General features: G+C 72.7%; 26 protein-coding genes. 19 read left to right on the top strand and 7 right to left on the bottom strand.

The window, feature by feature from the left end:
- Positions 1-1,161, top strand: a complete 1,161-nt coding sequence (locus tag LO772_RS08185) for a hypothetical protein (protein ID WP_231777719.1) — start codon at positions 1-3, stop codon at positions 1,159-1,161.
- Between the two features lie 164 nt (positions 1,162-1,325).
- Here LO772_RS08185 and LO772_RS08190 read toward each other — a convergent pair whose 3' ends face one another.
- The 3 genes from LO772_RS08190 to LO772_RS08200 form a co-directional block, all read right to left on the bottom strand.
- Positions 1,326-2,123, bottom strand: coding sequence for a hypothetical protein (locus tag LO772_RS08190; protein ID WP_231777720.1), 798 nt, complete (start codon positions 2,121-2,123; stop codon positions 1,326-1,328).
- 215 nt (positions 2,124-2,338) lie between these two features.
- A complete protein-coding gene (locus LO772_RS08195) occupies positions 2,339-2,956 on the bottom strand; it encodes an ATP-binding protein (RefSeq protein WP_331717318.1) in 618 nt (205 codons plus the stop codon).
- Positions 2,899-3,135 carry a hypothetical protein gene (locus LO772_RS08200; RefSeq protein ID WP_231777722.1) on the bottom strand — a complete coding sequence of 79 codons (237 nt, stop codon included), beginning with the start codon at positions 3,133-3,135 and terminating at the stop codon, positions 2,899-2,901. The genes LO772_RS08195 and LO772_RS08200 overlap by 58 nt, the downstream gene beginning before the upstream one ends.
- Positions 3,136-3,551: 416 nt before the next feature.
- Between LO772_RS08200 and LO772_RS08205 the strand changes: the two genes are divergently transcribed.
- The gene (locus LO772_RS08205; protein ID WP_231777723.1) at positions 3,552-4,784 is read left to right on the top strand and encodes a hypothetical protein; all 1,233 of its coding nucleotides are present in this window, start codon (positions 3,552-3,554) and stop codon (positions 4,782-4,784) included.
- Positions 4,781-5,284, top strand: a complete 504-nt coding sequence (locus LO772_RS08210; RefSeq protein WP_231777724.1) for a GNAT family N-acetyltransferase — start codon at positions 4,781-4,783, stop codon at positions 5,282-5,284. Before LO772_RS08205 ends, LO772_RS08210 begins: the two co-directional genes overlap by 4 nt.
- Before the next feature lie 37 nt (positions 5,285-5,321).
- Here LO772_RS08210 and LO772_RS08215 read toward each other — a convergent pair whose 3' ends face one another.
- Together LO772_RS08215 and LO772_RS08220 are read right to left on the bottom strand one after the other, a co-directional pair.
- The gene (locus tag LO772_RS08215) at positions 5,322-5,735 is read right to left on the bottom strand and encodes a DUF397 domain-containing protein (RefSeq protein ID WP_231777725.1); all 414 of its coding nucleotides are present in this window, start codon (positions 5,733-5,735) and stop codon (positions 5,322-5,324) included.
- A gap of 18 nt (positions 5,736-5,753) precedes the next feature.
- Positions 5,754-6,614, bottom strand: coding sequence for a helix-turn-helix domain-containing protein (locus tag LO772_RS08220; RefSeq protein WP_231777726.1), 861 nt, complete (start codon positions 6,612-6,614; stop codon positions 5,754-5,756).
- Between the two features lie 177 nt (positions 6,615-6,791).
- On the opposite strand from LO772_RS08220, the gene LO772_RS08225 reads away from it, so the two are divergent.
- Genes LO772_RS08225 through LO772_RS08235 form a run of 3 tightly spaced genes read left to right on the top strand, consistent with a single transcriptional unit; the run spans position 6,792 to position 8,163 of the window.
- A complete protein-coding gene (locus LO772_RS08225) occupies positions 6,792-7,187 on the top strand; it encodes an ATP-binding protein (RefSeq protein WP_231777727.1) in 396 nt (131 codons plus the stop codon).
- A complete protein-coding gene (locus LO772_RS08230) occupies positions 7,184-7,789 on the top strand; it encodes a hypothetical protein (RefSeq protein ID WP_231777728.1) in 606 nt (201 codons plus the stop codon). Before LO772_RS08225 ends, LO772_RS08230 begins: the two co-directional genes overlap by 4 nt.
- A gap of 47 nt (positions 7,790-7,836) precedes the next feature.
- The gene (locus LO772_RS08235) at positions 7,837-8,163 is read left to right on the top strand and encodes a hypothetical protein (protein WP_231777729.1); all 327 of its coding nucleotides are present in this window, start codon (positions 7,837-7,839) and stop codon (positions 8,161-8,163) included.
- A 19-nt stretch (positions 8,164-8,182) separates the two neighbouring features.
- Here LO772_RS08235 and LO772_RS08240 read toward each other — a convergent pair whose 3' ends face one another.
- Both LO772_RS08240 and LO772_RS08245 read right to left on the bottom strand, forming a co-directional pair.
- Positions 8,183-8,788 carry a prepilin peptidase gene (locus tag LO772_RS08240; protein ID WP_231777730.1) on the bottom strand — a complete coding sequence of 202 codons (606 nt, stop codon included), beginning with the start codon at positions 8,786-8,788 and terminating at the stop codon, positions 8,183-8,185.
- 6 nt (positions 8,789-8,794) lie between these two features.
- Positions 8,795-9,616, bottom strand: coding sequence for an MmyB family transcriptional regulator (locus LO772_RS08245; protein WP_231777731.1), 822 nt, complete (start codon positions 9,614-9,616; stop codon positions 8,795-8,797).
- Between the two features lie 603 nt (positions 9,617-10,219).
- Here LO772_RS08245 and LO772_RS08250 point away from each other — a divergent pair.
- From LO772_RS08250 to LO772_RS08310, 13 genes are all read left to right on the top strand, one after another.
- Complete coding sequence (locus tag LO772_RS08250) at positions 10,220-10,600, top strand: hypothetical protein (RefSeq protein WP_231777732.1); 381 nt, start codon at positions 10,220-10,222, stop codon at positions 10,598-10,600.
- Between the two features lie 191 nt (positions 10,601-10,791).
- A complete protein-coding gene (locus LO772_RS08255) occupies positions 10,792-11,508 on the top strand; it encodes a hypothetical protein (RefSeq protein WP_231777733.1) in 717 nt (238 codons plus the stop codon).
- Between the two features lie 66 nt (positions 11,509-11,574).
- A complete protein-coding gene (locus tag LO772_RS08260; RefSeq protein ID WP_231777734.1) occupies positions 11,575-12,267 on the top strand; it encodes an SAF domain-containing protein in 693 nt (230 codons plus the stop codon).
- Between the two features lie 995 nt (positions 12,268-13,262).
- Entirely contained in the window at positions 13,263-14,525 is a 1,263-nt protein-coding gene (locus LO772_RS08265) for a CpaF family protein (protein ID WP_443089378.1), read from the top strand.
- Positions 14,522-15,436: a type II secretion system F family protein gene (locus tag LO772_RS08270; RefSeq protein ID WP_231777735.1), complete on the top strand. Its 915-nt coding sequence runs from the start codon at positions 14,522-14,524 to the stop codon at positions 15,434-15,436. The genes LO772_RS08265 and LO772_RS08270 overlap by 4 nt, the downstream gene beginning before the upstream one ends.
- On the top strand, positions 15,433-16,338 hold the full coding sequence (locus LO772_RS08275) for a type II secretion system F family protein (RefSeq protein WP_231777736.1): 906 nt from the start codon (positions 15,433-15,435) through the stop codon (positions 16,336-16,338). The genes LO772_RS08270 and LO772_RS08275 overlap by 4 nt, the downstream gene beginning before the upstream one ends.
- 81 nt (positions 16,339-16,419) lie before the next feature.
- Positions 16,420-16,617 (top strand): hypothetical protein, encoded by a 198-nt coding sequence (locus LO772_RS08280; protein WP_231777737.1) that lies wholly within the window; start codon positions 16,420-16,422, stop codon positions 16,615-16,617.
- A gap of 6 nt (positions 16,618-16,623) precedes the next feature.
- Positions 16,624-17,046, top strand: coding sequence for a TadE/TadG family type IV pilus assembly protein (locus LO772_RS08285; RefSeq protein ID WP_231777738.1), 423 nt, complete (start codon positions 16,624-16,626; stop codon positions 17,044-17,046).
- Positions 17,043-17,534: a TadE/TadG family type IV pilus assembly protein gene (locus LO772_RS08290; RefSeq protein WP_331717319.1), complete on the top strand. Its 492-nt coding sequence runs from the start codon at positions 17,043-17,045 to the stop codon at positions 17,532-17,534. Before LO772_RS08285 ends, LO772_RS08290 begins: the two co-directional genes overlap by 4 nt.
- An 83-nt stretch (positions 17,535-17,617) precedes the next feature.
- A complete protein-coding gene (locus tag LO772_RS08295) occupies positions 17,618-18,058 on the top strand; it encodes a TadE/TadG family type IV pilus assembly protein (RefSeq protein WP_231777739.1) in 441 nt (146 codons plus the stop codon).
- Positions 18,055-21,531 (top strand): BTAD domain-containing putative transcriptional regulator, encoded by a 3,477-nt coding sequence (locus LO772_RS08300; RefSeq protein WP_231777740.1) that lies wholly within the window; start codon positions 18,055-18,057, stop codon positions 21,529-21,531. The genes LO772_RS08295 and LO772_RS08300 overlap by 4 nt, the downstream gene beginning before the upstream one ends.
- Positions 21,532-22,719: 1,188 nt before the next feature.
- On the top strand, positions 22,720-23,850 hold the full coding sequence (locus LO772_RS08305; RefSeq protein WP_231779461.1) for an AAA family ATPase: 1,131 nt from the start codon (positions 22,720-22,722) through the stop codon (positions 23,848-23,850).
- A gap of 127 nt (positions 23,851-23,977) precedes the next feature.
- Entirely contained in the window at positions 23,978-25,819 is a 1,842-nt protein-coding gene (locus LO772_RS08310; RefSeq protein ID WP_231777741.1) for a VWA domain-containing protein, read from the top strand.
- The last annotated feature ends 210 nt before the right edge of the window (positions 25,820-26,029 follow it).

The raw sequence follows: 26,029 nt of genomic DNA on the forward strand, positions 1-26,029 counted from the left end.
ATGGACGCGCGACGGCTCGCGCAAAGGTTCCCGCTCGTCCCGCGTCCGCGACCGGCCTGCACCCCGCTTCCTGAGCGCGTCCGCGCTCTCGGCGAACTCGCGGACGCCGCCGAACGCGCGACAGGAACGGAAGCACTCATCAAGGCCGCCGCCGTGCACAACCTCGCGGCGCTCATCGCCAGCGACTGCGGCCTCCCCGAGCTCGCACGCGCGCTATGCCACCGCCAAGCCGCCACCTGCCTGCGCGCCCAGCCCCTGGGCGCGCAGCAGGCCCGCCACGCCCTCGAACCCCTCGTCAACCTCGCCCGGCTACTGATCCGCGACGGCGACGGCGAAGCGGCGTACCAGCTCTTGGACCGGCTCTTCCAGGCCGTCCGCACCCGCGCCGACGCGGTCGTCGACAACCTGCGCCTGGATCTGCGGAACCTCACCGCCTCCCCGCAGGACCACCAGGACGTCTGCCGGTGGCTGTGGACCGTGCTCTTGGCCGACGGCACCCGAGCCCTCGTCGCCGCAGAACGCTGGACCGATGCCCTTGTGCACGTCGAGCAGCACCGAGGCGTCGGGCACCGACTCCTCGACGGCCGCCAAATCGCCGTCTTGGCCGCGCTGTTCGGCAACCGGCCCCACGCGGCGCTCGCTGCGCTCACCGCCGCCGCTCCCGCCGAGCCGTGGGAACACGCGGTCGCCGCATGCCTGGACGCGCTCTGCCGTGCCTCGGCCAAACCCCAGCGCTCGCACGACACTTCGGATACTTCGGTGGCGACCGCAGTGGACCGCTACCTCGACCTTCCGGCCACCACTGGGCTGGTCGTCTTCCGTACACGGCTGGGCGCGACCGTCATAGAACTCGCCGCAACGGCAGGCCACCACGACCGCGCCGCGCAGGCCGCCGAACGCCTGACCACCGAAGCCCTGTCAGACGGCTACGCCGCACGCGACCTCCTTGCCTGCCCCACCGCCCGCTTATCCGTGCCCGTAGGAGATCTACGGAGACTGGCGCAAGTCAGGCACGCCGCAGGACTCGGAGGCGACGCACTCACCAACCAGCTGCACGACGAACTCACCGCAGCCGTGGCCAAGAGCGAAGCCGTGACGGCCAAGCACCACGTGCGCACGCTGCCGCAGGCCGACTCACAACCCACCCCGACAACCGCGTGAACCGCAGCGACCGCCCTTGGGATCGTCCTCCCAGGGCGGCGGTCGTACACGCCCAGCTGATGAGGCTCTTTGAACTTGGTTGGGGCTTCTATATCTGGGCGGTCACAATGAGGTTCACGAAAGGGGCTTTCGCGTGGAAGTAAGCTGTTACGGATTGATTCTTCCTACACATGGCATTTGACGCGGACCAGCAGGACGTCGTCGGGAAGCGATTCCATGTGGGTGCGGTTGTCGGCGGGCCGGTCGCTCAGTTCGGACCGATGCTCACATGTGGTCGCGTTTTCGCAAGTAGCGTGCGTGGCGGTGCCGTTCTCCTCGATCCACCACCCGTCCAAGGTCAGGAGGTCGGTGAGGCGGATCGCATCGTCCCCGACGTACTGAGCGAATTCTTCTCGGGACCTGGCGAAGTAACGGTCGGGTCGGCCGAGCATGTCGACGCGTTCGGCGAAGTGCAGTGGTGCGTCGGCCTCACGGTACGTGGTGGCCGCCCGCAGCAACGGCTGCGCGGCGTAGTCCGCGCAGGCGCGTTCCCACGGTTCCGAATGCACGACGACCGCGCCATGCCGTTCCTGGAACACCTCGAACGGCAGGTACGCCGGGTACTGCGCCGCGAGGCGGTGCCAGATGTCCCAGGCGGACTCTGCCCAGGCCCTCGCCGCGATGCGAGGGCCGTCGAAGTCGAGCAGCCCGCGCGGGCCGCCGGCGCACCATCCCGGCTTGCTGGGCAGCGACTGCCCGTCGTAGGCCGCTGCGTCGTGGATCAGCCGCGCGTCGTTCTCGCACCCGGGCAGGATGCGAAACCCGGATTGATCGCTGCCGCCACGGACGGCCCACCAGTCCCACATCGCCCGGTCCACGGCTTCGCAGTCGATGTGGAACGGCTCAAGAGCCCGCGCCAGCGCTGTGTCCAGGTCGGCGTGCGCCTGCGCCGGCAAACACACCGTCAACCGCAGCCCTGCCATGCCCGTTCCTCTCCTGGACCATCACAGACCGCCAAACTACTGGGCACGACGGATGCATCAGTCGCGAGCACCGACGATCAGCGCGACGCCGCGTACTCGAGAGTTGTTCCTCGCGTCGGCTCCGACAACCCGGCCTCGACGGTGGCCTGACCATGCAACGTAGGCCAAGCCGCTTGCCGAACCGCTCGAGTTCGTCGCCGACATCGCCTCCATGGTCAAGACGAATTCCTTCCGCGTTCATCGTCGGTGGTAATTGCCCGCAGCCGTGTGGGAACGTGCGCGCCGCACGGCTGCGGGCGTTCGAGAGCGGACGAAGCCACAAGTGGCAGCGAGGATGACGGCAACGCGCCGCGAACGTCGTCGCTGGGGGCAGCTCCGTCCGGCGCGACCTCGAACCACACTGTCTTCCCCGCGCACTGGCTGGTCACGCCCCAGGCAGCGGCGATGCGGTCGAGGACAACGAGTCCGAGCCCGCCTTCGGCATCATGAGTCGGCCCGGCGACCGGTGTCAGAAGGCGGGGTAGAACGGGGCTGACGTCGCTGACCTCGACGCGGACAGCGGTGCCGGTCCAGCGGATCGCCGCTACGAACGGCGCACCGGAGTGGATGGCCGCGTTGGCCAACACCTCGGCTGCGCAAAGCGCGAGATCGTCGAGGGCATCGTCGTCAAGGACGCCCCAGGACGCGGCGATGCCGGTCAACCGGCGGCGAGCCTCGCCGACCGCCGCCGGGGTCGCATCGACTCGGAAACCCACCGGACGGGGCCGTCGGTGGGTCACGAGTGCTCCACTGCCCGGACCACAGCGGGGAACTGGGCCACTGAGAGTGCCCACTCGATGCCGTGTCGGTGTATCGGACGCAGGTGCACCGTGGGACCGGTGTCGTGGTCTTCGTCCACGGCGGTGACCTGCTGCAGGCCGTACACCGTGTGCAACACGGTGCCGACCGGCGGGGGCGCGCCCCGTGTTGCGGGGCAGGGCAGTGCGGTGGCCTGGGCGCTCTCGCGCGTCATGCTGGTCGCTCCCGGGTCGGCGCCGCCGATGGCAGCGGTTGCTGTGCGGGGTAACGGATCGTCGCCAGCCGACAGGGCAGGCGATGGGGAGGGCCGTCCCGCCAGCCGACAGGGGTTGCAGCGCGGTGGGACGGCCCCGCAGGCGCCTTCGGGGCAGGGAGCCGGCGGACTGCCCGCCGTTGGCGCGGTGTTCAGTCAACGACCGTCAGCGGGAGGTTGGCGAGGACTGCCGGGGCGTGGTTTGCCCCCGGAACACCGGACACTTTTGCCAACTCGACACGGCGACGTTAGTCATGACGACTACAGGAGGCCGGAAGTCGGCGCTACCGTCGGATGAGCAGTTGGGGGACGCGATGGCGAGGAAGCGAACCAAGACGCCCAACAGGGCACTTCGCGCGCTCATGGATGAGCACGGTATGACCGAGGCCGCCTTGGCGGACGCGGCGAATGAAGCCATCGAGGCCCTGTGCGGCACGCCCGGCAGCTTCTCGGACCGGCAGGTCCGCCGTTGGTTATCGGGAGACGTCACCAAGCCCTGGCCGAAGACCGTTCTGGCCGTCGCCCACGCGCTTCAAACCGATCCGGATCGACTCGGCTGGCGTCTGGACGGGCGCGTGATCCGCGTCCCCGCGGGCGCTGCCAGCTCGTCGCCCCCTCCGACCACCCCGCAGGAGAACCCGCCCGTGCTGCGCCGTGAATTCCTCTCCGCCGCCACTGCCTCCCTATTCGATGCCGCCCTCCCACCCGCCGGGCGGATCGGTATCACCGACGTCGACCGGGTGCGTAGCCGCCTCGAAAGCCTCCACGAGATCGACGACCTGTCCGGCGGCACTCAGCTCGCCTATGTCGCCGAAGAACTCGCGCGGCGGGTGGAAACGGCGATGCGCAACTGCGTGTTCGGGCCGCGCGTCGAACGCGCGTTGTACGTGGTGCTCGGCGAGATCTATGCCAGCGCCGGCTGGTACGCGTTCGACAGCAGCGACAACAGCACCGCAGCCGCACACTACGACGCGGCACTCCGCGCGGGCATGCTCGCCGGCGACCGTACGCTGCAGGCGCGCGTGTGGGCCTGTATGTCGCGGCTGGCGTGGGAGCTGCGGCGCAGCGCGGAGACCATCACCATCGCGCGGGTGGCCCTCGACGCCACGCGCAACGGCCGTGACCCCAGGCTCGGAGCGCTGCTGCACTGCCGGTTGGCGATCGGGTACGCACAAGGCGGGCAGGCGGCCCGCAGCGGGCAGGCCCTCGCGCGCGCCGAGACCTTGCTCGGCCAGGCGGAGCCGGACGGCCCGGCGTGGCTGAGTTTCTGCAACGAGGCGGAGGTCCTCGGCGCCGGGGCGATGGCGTACATGACCCTGGGGCGGCCCGTGCGGGCGGTTGAACTGGAGGAGTACGGCTCCACGGCGGTGATCGGCCGGTACCGCCGCAACCACTACGCCAAGCTCGTGCACCTGGCGCTCTGCCAGCTCGGAGCCGGCCGCGTCGAGGAGGCGGCCGGCAGCGCGAGCCAGGCGGTGGGCTTGCGCGAACACGTCACCTGCCCACGCTGGGACGCGCGGCTGTGCGACTTCCGTAAGGCCGTTGACGCCTACACGGTCCCCGAGGCCAGGCAGTTCGTTGCCCGCTATGACGCGGTGGTCGCCGCGTGACCGCGGCCCCACCCGGCATCGAGCTGGTGCGTTACGGCCTCGACCGGGCGAGCGAGATCAGGCCCGTGTTGCTGGAGGTGTACGCGGAGGTGTACGCCGACGAGATCAGCGCCGACCCGTTCTTCAGCATGGCCCGCTACGAACAACGCCTGGACGGGCATACTTCCGCGCCTGAGTGGGAGGCGGTCGTCGGATGGCATAACGGCGTCTGCGTCGGCTACATCTACGGCTTCCAAGAACGGCGTGACGCTGACGAGTTCGCGCTATGCGAGCTCATGGTCAGGCAACCATGGCGCAAGACCGGCACCGCCAAGGCGCTGCATGACGCGCTCATTACCGGCCGCAGCGAAAAGCGGGTGTCGCTGTACGTCGAGCAAGCGCACCACAAGGTCCGGGCGCTCTACGAGAGTTGGGGCTACCGCTTTGTCGGAGCACCCCAGCCCTTCCCCGACGCGCCGGCGTACGACGAACTGGTCCTGCGGTTGGACGCCGAGCAGTGAGGCAGCGGTGGACCATGCACGCCCGTGGCTGCGTCTCTCACAACCGTGCCGCGCTCTCGGCCTCGGGGGCGCCACGGAGCCAGTCCATGCTGAACTCCCCGTCGATGAGCACTCCGTCAACGAACACGTCCCATTCCGCTTCGGTGAACCGCACCGGCTCGGCCGCGGGCGCGCCGGCATCGCGCATGACGACGCTGCCGTGTCCGTCGCGTTCGAGCAGGAACGGCCCGAACGTTGCGGAAGTTATCTCGTCGTAGCCGACACGACCGGCCGCAACGACGCGGAGGAATGCTTCCCAGTCGACGGCCGACACGGTCAGCATCGGCCCGGCGGGGTGTCGCAGGGCGGAGTTCTGTACGGCGACGAACGCACCGTCGGTGGCGGCCTCGACGCAGGTGTTCGCGCCGTCGGTGCGGGCGCTTACACGCCAGTGGGTGAAGTGACGGAACATCAGCGCCTCCTCGCAGTGTCACGCGTACTCGTGTGCGATCTCGTCGATGAACGAGTGGGAGTCCTCGCGGGTCAGTGCCGCCGACAGCAGTTGGTTGAAGATGCTGTTGTGGCGGCGCAAGTCGCGGGGTTTCTCCAGGTAGAGGTTACCGGCGGAGCCTTCCAGGTAGACGACCTGGGGATCGGTCGGGTCGGGGAACTCGATGATGGTGAAGGGGCCGTCGATACCCGCGTGGGCGCCAGCGTGGAAGGGCAGGACCTGCACGGTGATGTGCGGGAGACTGCCCACCGTCTGGAGGTGCCGCAGTTGCTCGCGCATCACGTCCGGACCGCCGAAGCGACGACGCAGAACCGACTCGTCGATGACGATCCACAAGGCCAGGGGATCGTCCGTGTGGAGCAACTGCTGGCGTCGGAGGCGCAGTTCAACGCGGCGCTTGATCTCGTCGGGATCGCCGTAGGCGCGTCCGGCGCGCAGGGCGGCGGTGGCGTATCCCTCGGTCTGGAGCATGCCGGGGATCACGCGGTTCTCGTAGACCCGCATGCCGGCCGCGCCTCCCTCGTAGCCGAGGTAGCGCTCGAAGTCGGAGGCGAGGAAGTCGTCGTACTCCGACCACCAGCCGCGGCGTTGGCCCTCCTTCGCGAGGGCCATCAGGGCGTCGCGTTCATCTCCCTCGGGAACGCCGTACAGGTCGAGCATCTTGCGCACGTGGATCATCTTCGGCGCGGCCTGGCCGGTCTCGATCCGGCTGACCGTGGAAGCGACGCGGCCGATGTGCTTGGCGACTTGGCCGAGCGTGAGTTCCTGCTCGTCGCGTAGGCGCCGCAGCTCCATGCCGAGCTGCCTGCGACGCATCGTCGGGCTCTGATCCAGCGTCATCCCGGTTCCTCCTGAACGAGTTGGCCTGCGCATCGGATCCATCATCGTGGATTTCCGGCGCCTCCAGACGAGTTCGGAGAGATTTCTGAAGACTCTCAATCGAATCGCTACGCAATTGCGTTTCACGTGCGTACGGTGGTCGCGACATGCAGCGACGCGTGCCGGAAGGGGTGCGTCATGGACGAACTGGATTGGTACACCGTCACGTTCAGCCCGGAGCCTCGATCAGTCGGCAGAGTCCGTGCCCACGTCGCCGGATTGTGCGCGAGCCTTGGTATCGACGGGGACGGGCCGATCACGGCGATCAGTGAACTCGCGGCCAACGCTGTCGAATACGCGGGTGGGCACGGGGACTTCACCGTCGCCGCACGGCAGCGGGCCGGGATGCTGTGGATCGTCGTCAGCGATCGCTTGCCGTGCACGATCCCGCTGGTGGACGACGTTGATCCGCTCGCGGACTCCGGCCGCGGCCTGCTCATGGCACGCTCGGTGTCCGCCGCGTTCGCGTTCGGGCTGTGGGAACGCGGCAAGAGCATCGCAGTAGGATTTCCGCTCGCCGGGGCGTCGTCGTGAACGATCCCGAGGTCAACCATGCGGACCGACACGACACGCGGGCGCAGGTACGAAAGCGCCCGGCGCTCGGCGGTTCACCCGAGCTCCAGCGCCTCCTGAGCGGTGCCGCGCCGCCGGAGGCGTACGGCGGCTCGGCACCGGCGCGTGTGGTCTTGGCGTGGCTCGCCCGTGAGGTGCCGCAGATGGTGATCATCGCCGAGACGCACTGCCAGCGTGCGCGTATCCGGGAACTCCCGGCTCTGGACCTCTACGACGGGTCGTGCTTCTCGCAGTTGCGGGCGAGGGTGGGGACGAACCTGCCTTATCGACGGCGGGTGTTCGTCCTGACCACGCGGTACGGCCTGGTCGGGGCCGATGAGCGGTTGCGGCCGTACGAGCCGAAACGTTTGGGGCCGGACGGCCTTAAGCACGCGACCCGCCGGGCGTTGCACGCGTACCTCGCAGTGTGTCCGGTCGAGGAAATGCTGCTCCTTCTTCCGACCGCCTACCTCGATCTCCTGCCGCGCGTGACCGGCCGCGTCGGGCAAGTCCACACGATCGCCGACTCGGCGCGCGGCTGGCCCGAGGCTGCAGCCCACCTCGACCGATGGGGTTGGCCCTGAGTGCCGACCGCCTTCTTCCGAACTCGCCCACATCCAGGAGCCGTTACGTGACCAGATCCCTCCTGCGCTCGCTCGCTCGTCTGACTTCCGTGATCGTCCGCCGGGGGCCGCGTGGGCGACACCGGGCGGGGCAACACCCGATACTGCCTGCGGTCACCCAACCGCGTACGGCGCCGTTCGATCCGCCGACGGCGGAACTGCGGGCGCTGACCGAGGAGTCGCCTCCCGCGTTGGTGCGGCCGTACATCCGCGCGCACGAGCAGCGCGTCAACGAACGCCGGGCGCAGCGTCGGCGGCGGGTGGAGCTGTGGCTGGCGGTGCACGGGGTCGACACCGGGCCGCGCACAATCCACGGGTGGGTGGTGCCACGATGACGCCTTCCGGTACCGCGGTCTAGGCGGGTCTCGCCGTCAGGGAGGCCGTGAGCGCGCCCGCGAGGAGGAACGGTCCCATCGGGATCGTCGTCGGTCGAGGGGTGCGGCGCGCCTTGGCGGCGCAGGCCCGTACCGCCACTGCACCAGCGGCGAGGACGAAGCCGTACAGCACAGCGACGACCGGTGCCGCCCAGGCGTCGGGCCCGAGGGCGAGTCCGATGACCGCGGCGAGCTTGGTGTCGCCGCCTCCGAACTGCCCGGTGGTCAGGGTCAGTGCGGCACCGGCGGTGAGCAGAGCGAGTGACACCGCGACCGCACGCACGAACGGGCCTGGGGAGGCTTGCGACACGGCCGCGGCGGTGATCACGCACAGCGTCCCCGTATACGTCACGACCAAGTCGCCGTTGCGGAGGCGTTGTTCGGTCAGGTCGCTGCAAATCAGTCGTGGGGACGCGGCGGCGAGGACGAGCGGGGCGGCGTGGGTGAGTTCGGCGCCGCGCCGGGCGACGAGGGCCGTGATCGCCGCCCAGGCTGTGGCGGTGCAGACGGCAGCAAGTGCCGCTGCGTTTCGGCGGCGTCGGTCGCGTCGGGTCGCTGACTGCTGCTCCTCGCGTTTTCCGGCCACGCGAGGTCACGGCCTGGGCCGGGGGGTGTCGTCCGGTGTCGCGGCATGGGGTAGGCCGGTGTGGAGGATGGTGCCGTCGTCGCCTTCGGTGCGGGTCCACGTCAGTTGCTGGGCTTGGTGCTCGGGTCCGCGGTAGCGGACGAGGGTGGGGCCTCGGTCGGCCCGCGCGCGTTCGTGGCGCCACAGGAGTTCGGCACCGGGTATCTCGTGGAGCTGCTTGATGATGCCGTCCACGGGCTCGTCTTCGTGGTAGGCGATGGCTGTTGCCTTCAGGCGTGCGATGGCCGAGCGGCGGAGCACGTCGATGCCCTGGACGCCGCGGGCTGCTTCCTCCGTGAAGACCCACAGGGCCAGGTTGGTCCCGGTTAGGGTTCCGGGGTCGGTCTCGGCGAAGAGGGCCTCGGCGTGGCTGTTGTGCGCGAGGACGGTGGAGACGTGGTCGGTCACGAGGGCGGGGTGGGGTGCGGAGGCGCGGGCGAGCCCCCAGTGGCACGGCTGTGCGGCGGTCGGGGGTCGGCGCGGTGCGGCGGGCCGGTGTTCGGTGGCGAGGAAGTACAGGTCGGCGCGCAGGCGTTCGTCCATGCGCAGGGCGTCGGCGACCGCGTCGAGGGTTTCGGGGCGGGGGGCGTGGTAGACGCCTCTTTCGAGTTTGGCGTAGCCGCGGACGCTCAATCGGGCGAGTACGGCCGTCTGCTCAATGGTCAGCCCGCGTGATCGGCTGTGCGGCTTTGGGGGCAGGCCCACCGAGGCGGCGTCCAGCTCGCGCCGGCGGGTCCTGAGCAGTTGGCGCAGGCTCTCCCTGCGAAGGTCGTCACTGGAACTGGACATCTCCACCCCCGTTGAGAGGCGGGCCGGCGCGGGTGAACGGCAGCACGAGGGCGTGCCCGAGCCGCGTCGGCCCGGAGTTCGGGCTGCGGTCCCACGCTGTCGCCACATCCGGCACCGAGAAACGGATGCCGATCGGACGACGGCGTACGGGCGGATCACCTGGCCAGTTCAACACCGGTAGTGCCGCTACCGGCACGGGTAGCGCGCCGGTAGTGCAAGTACCGGAACTCACGATACCTGTACCACTGGTTACTTCCAGACAGATCAGCCAAAGGTCACTATGGGCATGTACGTCTCGCGCGGCGCCAAGTTGGAGCGCTACTGCGGTACTTCGCCGTGCGCGAACGCAACGGGGGAAGGAGCGGCGTGCGTCGGAGAGTTGCCGGTGCGGCATGCGGAGCGGTCGTCGCAGCCTTGCTGATGGGCGCCTGCACGGACACCGATTCCGACGGCGGAGCGGCGCCAACAGCCGCAGGTAGTCCGCCGATTGCCGTGACACTGCCCGTTTCGCCCACGCCTGCTCCGACCTCTGTGCAGCCTGCGCCAACGCCGTCCTCGGCTGCTTCGTCGGCGTCCGCGACGAGCGCACCGCAGGACGCTGCTTTGGAGGCGTACAAGCAGATGATGGCGGCGATGGTCCAGGCGTCGGCGACCTCGGATCCGGGTTTTCCGCTTCTCACGAAGTACGCGACAGGCGAGGCGTTGGTGTCGCTGCGCTACACACTTACGGTCAATCGCCAGAACGGCCTGGTGGCGAAGGGGCCGATGCGCATGGCTCCCGAGCTGGTGTCGGTGTCACCGGACGGACGTACGGCCAAGATCAAGGACTGTCTGGACGACACCGAGTGGCTCCGCTACCAAGCGGACGGGACGCCGCAGGACGGCCTGCCCGGTGGACGGCGGAGCACGGACGCCGACGTGGTCCTCGTGGACGGGGCCTGGAAGGTTTCGGTGCTCCGCGTGTCGGTGACGGGCACGTGTTGAGGACGCGCCTGTGCGGGGCTGGCGCGCGTGTCGGCACGGCATTCGTCGTGTGGATCGCCGTCGGTGGCACGGCCGTTGGAGACAGCGACGCGCCTCCCCCGGGCACCGGCACGGTGGAGTGCAGCGGTCGCGAGTGCGTCGTCACCGCCGAAGGCGCCGGAGAGAATCCGGGGACCCCCCCGATCGCGCCCGTGGGAGGGTCCGGGCCGCAGGTTGCGCTGCCTCCCTCGCCCATACGCGGCAACTGGTCGGAACTCGACTACCTCAAGGGGCTCTACGAATCGGGTATGTCGCCTCAGCAGGTCGCCGACCTGTACGGCCGGGCACCGCTCAGAATCGACCCGATGACGGGCCTCCCTGGGGGGTGGCTGGTCAGCGTCGGAGGCGACGAGCCGCCTACCGGGGGCGGTGCTGTTGCCCCACCGCCGAGCGCCGAATATCTGGCACAGGTGGCCGTGTCACGGCTCACGTTGCCGTCGCCGGTGGTGGGGACGTCGCCGTCGGGCGATCAGGTGCTGGGCGTGCCGACGTGGTTGTGGGTGGACGGGACGACGTGGGCGCCGGTGTCGGCGACGGCGGCAGTTCCGGGGGTGTCGGTGACGGCGACGGCGGTCCCGGTGTCGGCGGTGTGGTCGATGGGGACCGGGGACGCGGTGACGTGTTCGGGGCCGGGGACGCCGTACGGGCCAGCTTCGGATCCGGCGTCGGGGTCGCCGGATTGCGGCTACACCTACGGGCGTTCGTCCGCGGGACAGCCCGCGGAGCGGTTCCCGCTCACGGTGACGGTCACCTGGCGGGTGTCGTGGTCGGGCGGTGGCCAGGCGGGGGTGGTGGAGGGGATGTCGACGTCGGCGTCGACGGGTTTGCGGGTGCGTGAGGTGCAGGCCGTGGTGGTGGCGGTGTCCTGAGCAGACGTCCGCACGGCGCGGCGAAGGCGGGGGCGGTCGGTTCGACGGGTGACGGAGGAGCGGGCGGTGGCTGTGTCGGAGGCGCGGACGGCGCGGAACGGCGCTGGGACGTGGGCGGCTGCGCCGCCGCCGGGCACGGTGCCGGGAAAGCGGCGGCGTGTCCGTGCGGTGCGGGTGTGGGCGGGCCTTTTCGTCTCGGCCGTGTGCGCCGGGTTGTTCGTGGTGGCCGCGCGGGGGACGGACGAGCGGACGTCGGTACTCGTGGTCGCGCAGCGGGTCGAGGCCGGGCAGGTCGTGCAGCGCACGGACCTGCGTGAGACCGAGCTGCGGGGCGGAAACGTTTCCGGCGTGGTACCGGTGTCCTCGGTCGACGAGGTGGTGGGGCGGGTGGCGGTCGTGCCGCTGGTGCCGGGGTCGCTGCTGTCACGCGACCAGGTCGGCGAGTCCGCCGGGTTCCCCGTGGCGGGGCAGTCGTTGGTGGCGGTGTCGGTGAAGGACGGCGGCGCCCCGCCCGGCTTGGCCATCGGTCAGCGCGTCGCTGTCCTGGCGGGGCCGGGCCAGGCGGCGGGGCCGCAGAACGGTGCGGGGGCGGCGCCGTCGCTGTCGGCGGAGGGTGTCGTGGTCGCGGTGCGGGCCGCTTCCGATGCCACGGGCGGAGGGTCCGTGGTCACTCTGTTGGTGGACGCGGCGTCGGGGCCCAGGGTGGCGGTGCTGGTGGATCCGCGGCTGGTGGTTCTCGGCTCGGGTGGTGCGGGGTGAGCCCGCGTGTGGTGGCTGTCGGGTCGGTGAAAGGTGCGCCGGGGGTGACGGTGTCGGCGCTGGCGCTGACGGCGGTATGGCCGCGCCGGGAGGGTGGTGTGGGGTCGTTGTTGGTGGAGGCGGACGGTTCGGGTGGTTCGGTGGCGGCGTGGTGCGATGCGTCGCCGTGGGATGCCGGGACGGGCTTGGTGGGTTTGGCGGCGGGTTCGCGTCACGGCGGGCCGACGGGGTCGGGTGTGGTCGAGCCTGCGGCGTACGGGTCGGTGGTGGGGCGTGGGGTGCGGGTCGTCCGGGCGCCGGCTGCGGGTCCGCAGGCGGCTGCCGCGTTGGAGGTCTTGGCGGCGTCGCGGTTCGCGGTGCTGCGCGCGAGCCGGGCGGATGTCGTGGTCGTCGATGCCGGGCGTCTGGAAGGTGCCCACGTTGGGGCTCTGCTTGAGGCGGCGGATGTGCTGGTGCTGGTGGCGCGGGGTGGGGTGGACGCGATGGGGCATGTGGCGGGCCGTGTCGAGGAGTTGCGGGCGCGGGTGCCGGCGGTGGACCTGGTGGTGGTCGGGCCGTCGCCGTACGAGCCGCGGGAGGTGGAGGCGGCGTTCGGGATCGGGCGGGTCCACGCGTGGCCGTGGGATGCGACGGGAGTGCGCGAGCTGGTGTCGAGAGGTTCCGGGCGGGGGTGGCGTCGCCGTCCTCTGCTGCGGGCGGCGGGGGGGGTTGGCGGAGGACGTGCGGTGGCGTGCCGACACCGGTCGGCTCGTCCCTGCCCGCCCGCTGGCTGCTCCTGCGGTGCCGCCGGCGGCCGAGGTGCCTTCGGGGCCCGGGGGGTTCGGCGGGGTGTTTCGGGATGTTGGGGGCGCGTCGTGAGGCCGCCGTTGCCGGGAGTCAACGGGGTTTCGCCGGACCCGGCCGCGTTCGGGGCGGCGTCGCTGGGCTGGTCCGCCGGTTCGCCGACTGGGGCTGATGAGCTGGCGGCCCGGTTGCGTGGTGAGGTCGGTGGGCGGTTGTCGGCGTATGCGGCCCAGTTGGAGGGTGCGGGCCTGCCGCCGATGTCCGGGTCGCAGCGGCGCGAGGTGGCCGAGCGCCTGTTGACGGAGGCGTGGCGGGCGGAGACCGGCCGGCGCCTGTCCGCGGGGCTGGGCGTGTGGGATGCGGGCACGGAGGAGCTGGTGTCGCGTGCCGTGCTGGACGGCTTGTTCGGCCTGGGCGGGCTCCAGGGTCTTCTGGACGACCCGAACGTGGAGAACGTCCATGTCAACGGCGCAGACCGGGTGTTTGTCCGCTTCGCCGACGGCCGCGAGGAGCAGGTTCCGCCGGTGGCCGGGTCGGACGCGGAACTGGTCGAACTCGTCCGCACCGTCGCGACCAAGGCCGGGCAGGAGGAGCGCCGTTTCGACCGCGCCGTGCCCCGGCTGAACGTGCAACTCACGGACGGTTCACGCCTTTTCGCCGTGATGGCCGTCACCGGCCGGGTGTCCGTCTCGATCCGCCGCCACCGCTACTTGAGCGTCAGCCTCCGAGACTTGGTGCGTCTGGGGGTGTGCGACGAGCCGCTCGCCGCGTTCCTCGGGGCGTTGGTGCGGGCCCGGAAGAACCTCATCGTCGCGGGAGGTACGAACGTCGGCAAGACCACCGTGTTGCGGGCGCTCGCCTCGGCCATTCCGGCGCGCGAGCGGCTGATCACGATTGAGGACACGTTCGAACTCGGCCTGGACTGCGACCCGGTCGCGCACCCGAACGTCGTTGCGATGCAGGCCCGTGAGGCGAACCTGGAGGGCGTCGGCGCGGTCGACCAGGCCGAACTGGTGCGCTGGGGCCTGCGGATGGGCCCGGACCGGGTGATCGTCGGGGAGATCCGCGGGGCCGAGGTCGTGCCGATGTGCAACGCGATGAGCCAGGGCAACGACGGCAGCATGTCGACGCTGCACTCCTCGACGTCGCGCGGCGTGTTCACCAAACTCGCCGCGTACGCGGCCCAGTCGCCCGAGCGGCTGTCGCTGGAGGCGACCAGTCTCCTGGTCGCCTCGGCCGTGCACTTCGTCGTCCACATTGCGTGGGCTTCGGACGGGCGGCGGGTCGTCTCCTCGGTCCGCGAGGTCGTCGACGCGGACGGGCCGCAGGTCGTCTCCAACGAGGTGTACCGGCCGGGACCGGACCGGCGGGCGGTCCCGGCGACGGCGCCGCGCGCGGAGACCATGGACGACCTGGTCGCCGCCGGACTGGACCCGCACGTCTTCCACCGGGCCCGCTGGGGCGGTGCACCGTGAACGGCCCGACGGCGGCGGTGCTGGGCCTGGGGTGCGGCGGCGGGCTCGCGGTGGCCGTCTCGGGGTTCTGGCCCCGTCGCGAGGGCGATTCCGGAGCGGCTGGCGCCGATGACCGCGTCGCCGCGGCGGTCGCCCGGCTCGGTGCCCAGGTGCGCGGCATGTCGGTGCGGCGCTTGATCGGCGTCGGGGTCTGCGCGGTGGTGGTCGGGGTGCTGACCGGGTGGCCGGTCGCCGCGGTGCTGGCGGGGGCCGCGGCGTGGGCGCTGCCGGTGCTGGTGAGGCCGGATCGGGCGGCGCGGGCGCGGACGGAGCGGATCGAGGCGGTGGCGGTGTGGGCGGAGATGCTCCGCGACACCCTCGCCGCCGCCGCGGGCTTGCAGCAGGCGATCCGCGCGACCGCCGACGTCGCCCCGCCCGCCCTGGAAGCGGAGATCCGCGCGCTCGCGGCACGGGTCGAGCGCGGCGACCGGCTGCCGGACGCGTTGCGCGCGTTCGCCGACGACGTCGACGACCCGATCGCCGACCTGGTGGTCGCCGCACTGCTGCTCGCCGCCGAACGCCAGGCCGGGCAACTCGCGGGCCTGCTGGGGTCGTTGGCGACCGCCACCCGCGACCAGGTCACCGTCCGACTGAAGGCGGACGCGGACCGCGCCGGGACCCGCACCTCGGTCCGCGTGGTCGTCGTGGTCACCCTCGCGATGGCGTTCGGGCTGCTGCTGTTCGACCGTGACTACCTCACGCCCTACGGCACCGCGGAAGGGCAGCTCGTCCTCGCCGTGGTGGGGGCGTTGTTCGCCCTCGCCTTCTGGTGGATGGCGAGACTCGCCGACGACAAGCCCCCCGTCCGGATCCTGCGGCCCTCCGCCGCGGACGCGGAACTCCGGCCGGCGGGGAAGGAGGCGGACCGGTGAACCCCCTGCTCGCGGCGCTGTTGGGCGTCGGCACCGGACTCGGGCTGCTCCTGGTCGTCTTCGGGTTCTTCCCGCCGCGTGTGCGGCTGGTCGACGCGCTCGCCGCGCTGCACCCCGCGCCGGAACCACCTCCACCCCTCACCACCCCCAGCGAGGCTGGCTGGGCGTCGCGGTTCGGGCGCCGCCTGGCCCCGGCGGTCGCCGCGTGCGGGCTGCCGCTGCCCGCCGTACGCCGCGACCTGCGCGTCCTGGGACGCGACGTCGCCGTCCACCGCGCCGAACAGGCGACCAGCGCGGTGTTCGGGCTGCTTGTCCCGCCGCTGCTCCTGGCCGCGCTCGCGTGGCTCGCGGGTGCCGACCCGGGCGTGGTGTGGCCGGTCGGTGCGGGGGTGCTGTGCGCGGCCGGGTTCGCGTTCGTGCCCGACCTGAACGTCCGTAACGAAGCCCGCGCGCGCCGCGAGGAGATGCGGCACACCCTGTCGGCGTTCTGCGACCTCGCGGTTGTCGCGTTGTCCGGGGGCGCCGGTGTCGAGCAGGCCCTCGGCGACGCCGCGGCCACCCTCGACGGGACCGCCGCCCAAAACCTGCGCCGCGCCCTGGCCACCGCCGAACTCACCCGCGTCCCGCCCTGGGGGCCGCTGCGCCGTCTCGGCGAGGAGACCGACGTCGCCGAACTGCGCGAACTCGCCGCGACCGTCGCCCTGGCCGGGAACGAGGGCGCGAAAGTCCGCACCTCGCTCGCCGCCAAAGCCAGCGCGCTGCGCACCCGCCAACTCGCCGACGCCCAAGGAGCCGCCGGTCAGGCCACCGAGCGGATGTCCCTGCCGCTGGTGGTGCTCTTCGCCGGGTTCCTGATTTTTCTCGGCTATCCCGCCCTCGCCCACGTCCTCGACGCCCTGTGAAAGGTCTACGGGTTCGCGATTTCCGAAGTGTTGTTCCGATCAAAAGTTTCGATATTTCTGCCTTGGAAGGAGGCGGTCCGGATGTTCCCCGACATTCAGCCCCTGACCGCGCACATGCGCCGACTCGGCGCCCGGCTACGGGAGTTGGCGCGCGACGAGCGCGGCTACTCCACCGAGACGGTGCTCGTGACCGCGCTGCTGGTGGCGCTCGCGATCGCGGTCATCGCCATCATCGCGCTGAAGGTCACCAACAAGGCCAACAGCATCAATCTCGGGTGACCTGCCGTGGCACCGCGACCCGGGTACTCCCGGACCGGCGTATCCGGTCGCCTGCGCACCGTGCTGCGCGACGAACGTGGCGCGGTGTCCGTGCAACTGGTCGTCCTGGTTCCCGCACTGATGCTGATCATCCTGACGATCGTCCAGTACGCCTTCGTCCAGCACGCCCACCACATCGCGCAGTCCGCCGCCTCCCGGGCGCTCGCCGCGGCCCGCGTCCAGACCGGCACCGCCGCGGACGGCGACGCCCGAGCCCGGCAGGTCCTCGCCGCGATCAGCGGCGACGTGCTCACCGACCCGAAGATCACCGTGACCTGGACAGCGGACCGGGTCCGCGTCGAGATCACCGGCACCGTCATCGCCGTGGTCCCGGGCACGACACTGCGGGTGCGCGCCGTCGCCGCCGGGCCGGTCGACCGGTGGTCATGACACCGCGCGGCCGGGTGGTGGCCGGGCCTGCGCGCACGCGTCCGCCGACGCGCGGCGGACGGGCGCGCCTTGCCGGGGCGGTGCGGGACGAGCGCGGGTCGGCGACGGTCGAGCTGGTGCTGCTGGTCCCGCTGCTGGTGCTGATCCTGCTGTTCGTGGTCGCGGTCGGCCGATTCGCGTCCGCACGCGGCCTCGTCGACGACGCCGCCCACCAGGCCGCCCGAGCCGCGTCACTGACCCGCAACGCGACCGCCGCCGAGCAGGCCGCGTACGACGCGGCGCACGCTGCGCTCGCGGGCGCCGGGGTGACCTGTACGAGCCTCGCCGTCACGGTGGACACCAAGGCGTTCACGCCCGGCGGGCGGGTGCGCGTGGCGGTGTCGTGCACGGTCTCGCTCGCGGAGATGAGCGCCCTCGGCCTGCCCGGCCACCGCACCCTCCACGGCGAGGCGTCCAGCATCCTCGACGAGCACCGGGGCACCCGGTGAACCCCCGGCTGTGTCCGAGGGGTTGCCCGACTCGGCGGCCCAAGCGCCCGGTTCGGGGTCGCGCACCGCGTACCCGCCTGGCGGTGAGCGTCCTGAGGCTGCGTCGGGATGAGCGGGGGCAGGTGACCGCGTTCGTCGCCGTGCTGACCGCGGGGCTGCTGCTGGTGGCGGGGCTGGTGTTCGACGGCGGGACGGCGCTCGCGGCCAAGACGAGGGCGCTCGACCAGGCCCAGGAAGCCGCCCGCGCCGGCGCGCAAGAACTGAACCCGGTATGGGTGCGCGGCGGAGCCGGGCCGCTGCTGGATCCGGTCCGTGCGCGGTCCGCCGCGCAGGCGTCGTTGGCCGCCGCGGGCGCCAACGGCACCGTGAGCGTCGCCGGGGACGAGGTGACCGTCACCGTGAGCCGCACCACCCGCACCCAACTGCTGCACCTGGCCGGGATCGGGGAGATCAGCGTGTCGGCAACTGCGACCGCGCGTGCCGAGCCCGGCGTGGTTGCACCCGACGCGAGGAGTGGGCCATGACTCCGCCAGGAACCCCCCACCCCGGTACGGCGGCGCCTACCCCGGTACGCCTGACCACGCGGCGCGGACGCCGCACCCTGGTCCGACTCGTCCGCGCCGTATGGGCGTTGGTCCGCGCCGTGGTCGCGGCCGGGCTGCTCGGAGGCGCCGTCGCGGGACTTCCGTACATGCTGCACCGGCTCTCGCCGGATCCGTGGCCGGAGCACCGCCGCTCCTGGGACGAGATCCGCGACGCGCTGCTGGCCCCGACCACCGACCAGGTCATCCTCGACGTCCTCGTCGCGGTCGGCTGGGTCGCCTGGGCCGGTTTCACCCTGAGCCTGCTCGCGGAACTCGGCTGGTATGTGCGGCACTTCCCGACGCTGGTGCGGGACGCCTCCGCGCACCGGGCGCACCAGTACGAGGTGGGGGTGCTGCGGGCGCCGGCGGCGTGGCTGGCCGGGCTGCTCATCATCGCGCTGGTCGCGATGATGCGCGCCACCCACACCACCGTGGCCGTCGCCGACCGGCCGCACGTGCCGGTGCGTCCGGCCGCGGTCGCCGCAGCCCTCGCCCCCGTCGAACCTCTGCCTGCACCGCTGTCCTCGCCCGTGCCGCTGGCCGGAGTTCGGGCAGACGATGCAGCACCGTACGCCTTCGCGAGGTCGAGTTCGGCCGCGTACACCACCTACACCGTCCGGCCCGGCGACACCTTGTGGGACATCGCCGCCGCCGAGCTGGGCGACGCGATCCGCTGGCCGCAGATCTACACCCTCTCCCGCACCCTCGCCCAGCCCGACGGCGGACGGCTGACGGACCCCGACGTCATCCGCCCCGGTTGGATCCTGCGCCTGCCCGCCGACGCCCGACCTGCGGCGCCCCCGCGTCCTCCGCTACCGGTTCCGCTGCCGGAGACGGCACCCGACGAGGCCCCGCTGCCACCAGCGGCCCCGCCGCTGCCCCCGCCGCCGGTTCCCGCCTCCCCAGCACCGACAAAGCCGAACTCTCCCACGCCCGAGGTGACATCGCCTGCTCCGGCGCCGGCCGTGCCACCACCGCCGTCCGCCGCGCCTCCGACACCGTCCCAAGGCGCCGCCACGCCGCCGCCCACGCCGCCGCCCGCGCCGGAGCGCGGGCAGGACGGGGGGAGTCGGCGGCCCGCGTTGGACGTCCCCGCTGTCGGCCTCCTGGGGGCGACGCTGGCCGCCGGGATCGGCGCGGCGATGCTGTGGGCGCGCCGCCACCGCCGCCGCGCGAACCCCGGCGCCGACCCGGCGCGCCCGGCGCTGCCGCCGGTGCTCTCCGTCGCGCACCGGACCCGCCACCGCAGCGAACCCGCCTACGGTCCGTCCGCCGAAGCCGCGGACGAGGTGTCTCCAGCGGGTGTGTCCGATGCGGACCCGTTCCCGCGGCGGCGTCCGCGGCTGTCCGCGCCGCTGCCCGTCGGGAAGGCGGCGTTCGCGGTACGCGGCGACACCGAGATCCCGCTCGACGCGGTCGCGGCTGGGCACGGGATCGGCCTGACCGGCCTGGGTGCCGACGATGTCGCCCGCGCGGTCGTGGCGGCGGTGCTCGGCGACCACGAGCGCGCCCGCCCCGCCCCGGGCACCCTGGCGCTGCTGATCGCCGACGCGGACGCCGCGGCGCTCCTCGGCCCCGACCGCGACCCGCACGCTCTCGCCGACCTCCCGCAGGTGCGCCAACTCCCCGATGCCGAAGCGTGCCTGGCCGCCGCCGAGCACCACCTCCTGACCGCCGCCCACCATGCCGGGGCCGGACCCGACTCCAGCACGGACCCGACGTCCGGTGCCGTGCCGCCGACCCGGCTGGTGCTGATCACCTCCGCGGCTCCGCAGCACCGCGCTCGCCTCGCCGGGATCGCCGCCGCTGGCGCCGCCGACTACCCCGAACGCCCTGCCGTGGTGGTTGTGGTGCTCGGAGAGTGGCCGGTGGCCTGCAGCGTCGACGCCGACGGCACCGCCACCGCCCACGCGCACCCGCGCGCGGGGCTCCTCGACGGGGCCCGAGTCCTGCACCTGTCCGCCGAGGCGTTCGGCGACCTGGCCGACGAACTCGCCGCTGCCCACGGCCAACTCCCCGCACCCGTGCCGCTGCCGCTGCCGCCGTGGGCCGACGACTCGGCCTGGGGAGACGATCCGTGGGCGGCCGATCCCGGCGCCGCCTGGACGGCACCCGCCTCCACGCACCACGAAACCGCTGGCCGGGCCGCGCCGTTCGGCACCTCCACCGAAGACGACGAGGACGAGGACGAGGACGAGGAAAGCGTCCTCGTCGACGCCCCCGTTCTCCCGCGCCCCGCTCGTCCCGCGCTGCCGCCCGAGCCGCGGACGCCCCCGCCGGTCCCGCACACCCCGCCCCCACCCGCAGTATTCGCCGAGCTGCCCCCGCCGCCCGGCCGCGCCGAAACGCCCGCCGACCACGGCGCGACCGGGAACGCCCCGCCCGGCGCGGCCTCGCACGGCGCCGCTCCGCTCAGTGCCGTCAGGCCCGGCCACACGGGCCCCACGGCTGCCGCGGTCGCCGTGGACTCGCCGCCCGACACGATGCCCCCCGTCCTCCCACCCGCTGTCCCCGTGCCGCCGCGCGACTCCGGCGCCGACCCGACACCACGGCCCCGCCCCTTGCCTGACCCGCCAGTCCCGGTCCCGGTCCCGGCGGCGTCGACGGCGGAGGCCGACAGGCGGCGGTCGCCGCAGCCCGACGACCCGGGGCCGCCGGTCGTCGTGCACGTCCTCGGACCGTTCCGCATCGACGCGGGCGGTCCCGGCGGCACCGCCGTCGGCTCCCGGATGAGTGAGCACACTCGCGAGTTCCTCGCCCTGCTCGCCGCCCACCCCGACGGCATCCGCGCCGAACGGATCGCCGACCTCCTCCAACTGGCCAACCCGACCGTTGAACCACGCGAGGTGGCCAACCAGCTGTATAACTTGCGCCGTGGTGTCCGCCGGATGCTGCGAGACGCCTCCGGCCTGTCCCGCGGCGCGTTCGTCACCGCCACCGGCGACCGCTACGCACTGAGCCCCGACCTGGTCGCCACCGACCTGGCCGCCTTCACCGACACCCTCGACCAGGCGGCCCGCACCGACGACCCCGCAGTACGGGCCGACGCTTGGGAGGAGGCGCTGTCCTTCTACACCGGGGACCTCCTCGACGGCGCCGACTACCCCTGGGCCGACGAGCTGCGCGAGCACCTCAAACTCCGCGCCGTCGACACCGCCGCCCGCCTCGCCGACCACCACGCCGCGGCAGGCCGCACCGACCGGGCGCTCGCGCTGCTCGACTGGGCCGCCGAGCGCGACCCGTACAACGAGGCGCTCTACCAGCGCACCCTGCGGCTGCAACTGGCCGTCGGCCGCGACGACGCCGCCCGCCGCACCTACGAACGCCTCGTCGCCCGCCTGACCGAACTCGACGCCGAACCCGGCCCCGCCACCCGCGCCCTCCTCCCGCCCGGCCACCGGCCCGCACCCTGACCCGGCAGCCCGGCACCCGGGCAGGACCGGCCGAAGACACAGGGGCGAAGCCCGTTCCGCCCGCGAACCGGCCGCGGGATGGCGCCGCGGTGCGCCGGTGGACCGCCGGATCTGCACCCACCCCGATTCTGACGATTCGTCAGTTTTGGGTCGGCGAATGGGTCGTCGATTCCGTGCGCGAGTCCGGGCTCCTTCCTGCCCTCCCCCTGAGGGGGCCGACCCCCGGGCCCGCGTTTTCGCAGGTCAGCGGCCGTTTTGCCGGTTGCGAAGTGGAGGCGACTGTATATATGGAGTCCCGTACGTGCCCCCTCGATCCACATCCGGCGGCCCGGCCCTCGGCAGCGTGTTTCCTCCGCCGGCGTCCCGGCCCCGTTCGCTACGGCCCTCGCTTTCTGTTGCTTCTGCCTGCGTTCCTACTATTTCCCCCTTGTGTTCCCAATCGGCTTCTTCGTTCCGTGTCCCCGCGCCTCTGCTCTTGGTGCTTGCCGCCCGAGGTGTCGGCACGAGTACATGATCACGAGGTCATGATCGCCCGCACCTGATCACGAGGCGTGATCAGGTGCGGGCGTGGTGAGGCACGGCGGCCCGGGCGTACGCCACGGGCCGCCGTGCCGGGGCCGCCGTGCCGGGGCCGCCGTGCCGGGGCCGCCGTGCCGGGGCCGCCGTGCCGGGGCCGCCGTGCCGGGGCCGCCGTGCCGGGGCCGCCGTGCCACCCTCGCCGGCTGTTCGCCCCCGGCGCGTAGCCGGCGAGGGGCGGCGCGGCGCGGGAGGGATGTGTCGTGTGCGGGCGCGGTCACGACGCAATGCGTCGAGAACCCATACCGGCGCCTCTATTTCCGTCGTGAAATTCAATGAATTCCCACATTTTCTCGTCCGATTTGCCCTAGGTGCCTTCGCGCGGCGGAGTTACCTTATTAATGGCACCGGAAAAACCGAAAGAATTCCCGGCGGGGCCAGCGCCCGGGAGACGGTTAATCCGGGTTCTCCCGAATTCCATTGCGGGGTGAGCCATGCCGAAATAAGCCTCCGCCGACCGGAAAGGAAAAGACCGCGATGACGACGCCGACGCCCCCCTCGGGCGCCCCCGCATCCGGCCCCACCACCCAGGCACCTGTGCCCGCACCCGCAGCCCCGGCCGCGCCCCCTGTCCCCTCGGGCAAGGCCCGCCCCGGCCAACTGCGCGCCGCGATCGCGGCCGTCCTCGCTGCCGACCCCGGCCAGGAGTACACCGTGACCGCGTTGGTCGCGAAACTCGGGAACTCCGGCGGCGCGATCGGCAACGCGTGCGACACCCTCGTCACGCGCGGCGAGGCCGAACTCGCCGGTACCGGGCCGCGCCGGTACAAGGCCAACGCTGCGACCGCCGCTGCCGCAGTGGCGGCGGTGGTGTCCCCGCCCGGGACGGTCGCGCCGCGCCCGCGCGCGCCGCAGCCCCCCGCGCAAACGCCCGCTCCGGCGAAAACCCCGCCCCCGGCCCCGAGCACGCCTGCGACCACCACTCTGCCTGCGCCCGCCCCGGCGAACGGGCCGATCCGCCGCCCCAACGGCTCCATGTACTACCCGCGGAGGCTGGCCGGGGGGATCAGTGACGTGGAGGGGTTGCGCAAGTTGCGCGCGGCGGGGGTGCCCGCGCTGCTGTACGGGCCGCCCGGGACCGGGAAGACCTCGATGGCCGAGGCCGCGTTCCCCGACCTGATCACCATCGCGGGCGACGGCGACACCACCGTCGGCGACCTGATCGGCGACTGGACCCAAAAGGCCGACGGCGGTTACCAGTTCGCGTACGGGCCGGTCGTGACCGCCATGCTCGAGGGCCGCGCACTGCTGATCGACGACGCGACCCTGATCTCCCCGAAAGTCCTCGCCGCGATGTACCCGGCCATGGACGGCCGGAAGCAGATCACCGTCAAGGCACACCAGGGCGAGACGATCACCGCCGAGGACGGCTTCTATGTGATCGCCGGTCACAACCCGGGCGTGCACGGGGCGATCCTGACCGAGGCACTGTCCTCGCGGTTCTCCACGCAGATCCGGGTGGAGACCGACTACGACCTGTGCCGACGCCTCGGCATCGACAAGGGCGCCGTCACCGTGGCGAAGAACCTCGCCAAATTGGTCGCCGCGGGCGACCTCGGGTGGGCGCCCCAACTGCGCGAGCTGATCGCCTTCCAGAAGATCGCCGATGTCCTCGGCCTCGCGACCGCGTTCGCGAACCTCGTGGGCATCGCGCCCGAGGAGGACCGCGACCAGGTCGCCGACATCGTGGCCAAGACCTGCGGGCGCAGGGTCGCCGCCCTCGCCCTCGGCAAACAGATCTGACCCCGCCGGGCGGGTGCCGCGCGCCCGCCGCGCGCGGCACCCGCCCCCGGCCGGACCGCCGCCCCACGAGGCGGCCCCCGCACCCCGCACCGCACACCCCGCCCCCACGAAGGGACACCGATCCGCGATGCCTGCCCACCGTCACGTGCACCACACCGCACCCGCGATCACCGACGACGAACTCGCCTCCGCCCGCTGGGACGACGACGGCGGCCCGGTCACCCCGCCGAGCGCCCACACCGCCGCACGCGAGGCCGAGTGGCTGCGGATCGGCGCCGAACTGACCGGCCGCCTCCCGGCGTTGGCCGACCGCGACGACGTGATCGTCACCTGCGAACAGAACACCCGGTCCGGCTCGCCCGCCGCGTTCTTCCCCACCCTGGGCCAACTCGAGGTTTCCCGGGGCCTGTTCGCCCCGCACCACCCGAGCGGCATCCGCCCCGCGGTGATCGGCGACGAGAACCGCTACGCGACCGCGTGGGGCGCCCTCGTGCACGAGGCCGCGCACGCCGCACACAGCGCCTGGGGCACCCTGCACAATCAGCACGGCACCGCCGCCGCGGCAGCCGCGGAAATACTGGACGAGTCCCGTGCCGAACACGCCCACCTGGGCCGCCGCCCGAGCGACCGCCCCTACCTGCGCCGGGTCGTGCACACGGTGGTCATGGACGACATGGGCACCGCGCCCCCCGACGACGCCTGGTCGGCCGCTCTCGCGGCCGGACTGATCCTCGCCCGCCGCGACGCCGGAATCCTGGAGGCGGCCGAGGCCGCCCCGGTCGAGCACACCGTCACCGGCATCCTCGGCGCCGACACCCTCGCCGAACTGGCCGGGATATGGGCCGCCGCCCACCAGGTCGCCGACGACGACGCGGACACCATGCTCGACCTCGGCCGCGCCTGGTGCGAAGCGGTCGGCGTCAACCCGACCGGCCCCGAACCCCACCTCGACGAGGCCCAGGGCGGTCTTCCGGGCGTACTCGCCGGGGCCATCGGCGACCTCGGCGCGAACGTGGCCCAGGCCGAGCAGGCCCGCGCCGCCGCCGAACGCGCCGCCGCCGAGGCAGCCGCGCGCGCGGCCCAGGCCCGCGTCAAGGCCCGCAAGGCTTCTGCTGCCCGCGCGCGCAACGCCGCCGACCTGGCCAAAAAGGTGTTCGCGCCGAACGCCGGAACGGTCAACCCCAACGGGGGCTCGGGCCGTACCTACATGCCCTCCCCGGTGACCGGGACCCGCACCCCCACCACCGCCGAGAAAGCCGCCGCCGGGCGCCTCGCCCGCGGACTGCGCAACGCCGCCTACCGCGAGCGCGTCGAGACCACAACCTCCTCGGCCACCCCACCCGGACGCCTGAACATGCGCGCCGCCCTCGCCCGCGACGCCCAACGCGCCGCGGGCGCCGCCCCCACCGCGCTGCCGTGGCGCGCCACCCAGCGGCGCGCCACTCCCACCCCGCCGCTGCGCGTGGGCATCGCGGTCGACGTGTCCGGTTCCATGCGCGCGGCCACCGGCCCGGTCTCCTCCGCCGCGTGGATCATCGCCAAGGCCGCCGCGATGACCGACCCGGCCTCGCGGACCGCGACCGTGGCCTTCGACGCGGACCTGACCGCGGTCACCCGCCCCGGCCGCGCGCCCGCCCACGCGACGGAGTTCACCGCCGACGGCGCCGGTCACGCCCTCGCCGAGGCCATCGACGCCCTCGACGCCGCCCTCGACCTGACCCGGCCCGGCGCCGGGCGGCTGCTGGTGATCGCCTCCGACGGCGTGTACGACGCCCCCGAAACCGCCGCCGCCGCAGACCGCATCCGCACCCTTACCGCCGCCGGGTGCGCGGTCCTCCACCTCGACTTCGGCGGGTCCTGGGGTCCGCACGAGATCCCCGGCGCCCGGATGGTGAGCTTGACCGACCCGGCCACCGCCGCCGACGAGATCGCCAAAGCCGCCATCGCCCAAGTCGCCGCCACCGGCTGAACCCCCGTGCCGGGCAGGCGCGTTGCCCGCCCGGTGCCGGAGTGCCCACGGCCCACGGCGCGCGCCGTGGGCCGTGGGCACTCCGGCACCGGGCCGCGGACATACGCGTCATCGCCTCACGGCCACGACTGCTCGCCGGCCCCGCACCGGGGTCGGTCGGCCGGCGCCTGCCCCCGCCGCGTGTCAGTACAGGACTCGTCGCGCGTTCGG

Source organism: Yinghuangia sp. ASG 101 (genome assembly GCF_021165735.1).
In the GTDB taxonomy this organism is placed as follows: Bacteria; Actinomycetota; Actinomycetes; order Streptomycetales; family Streptomycetaceae; genus Yinghuangia.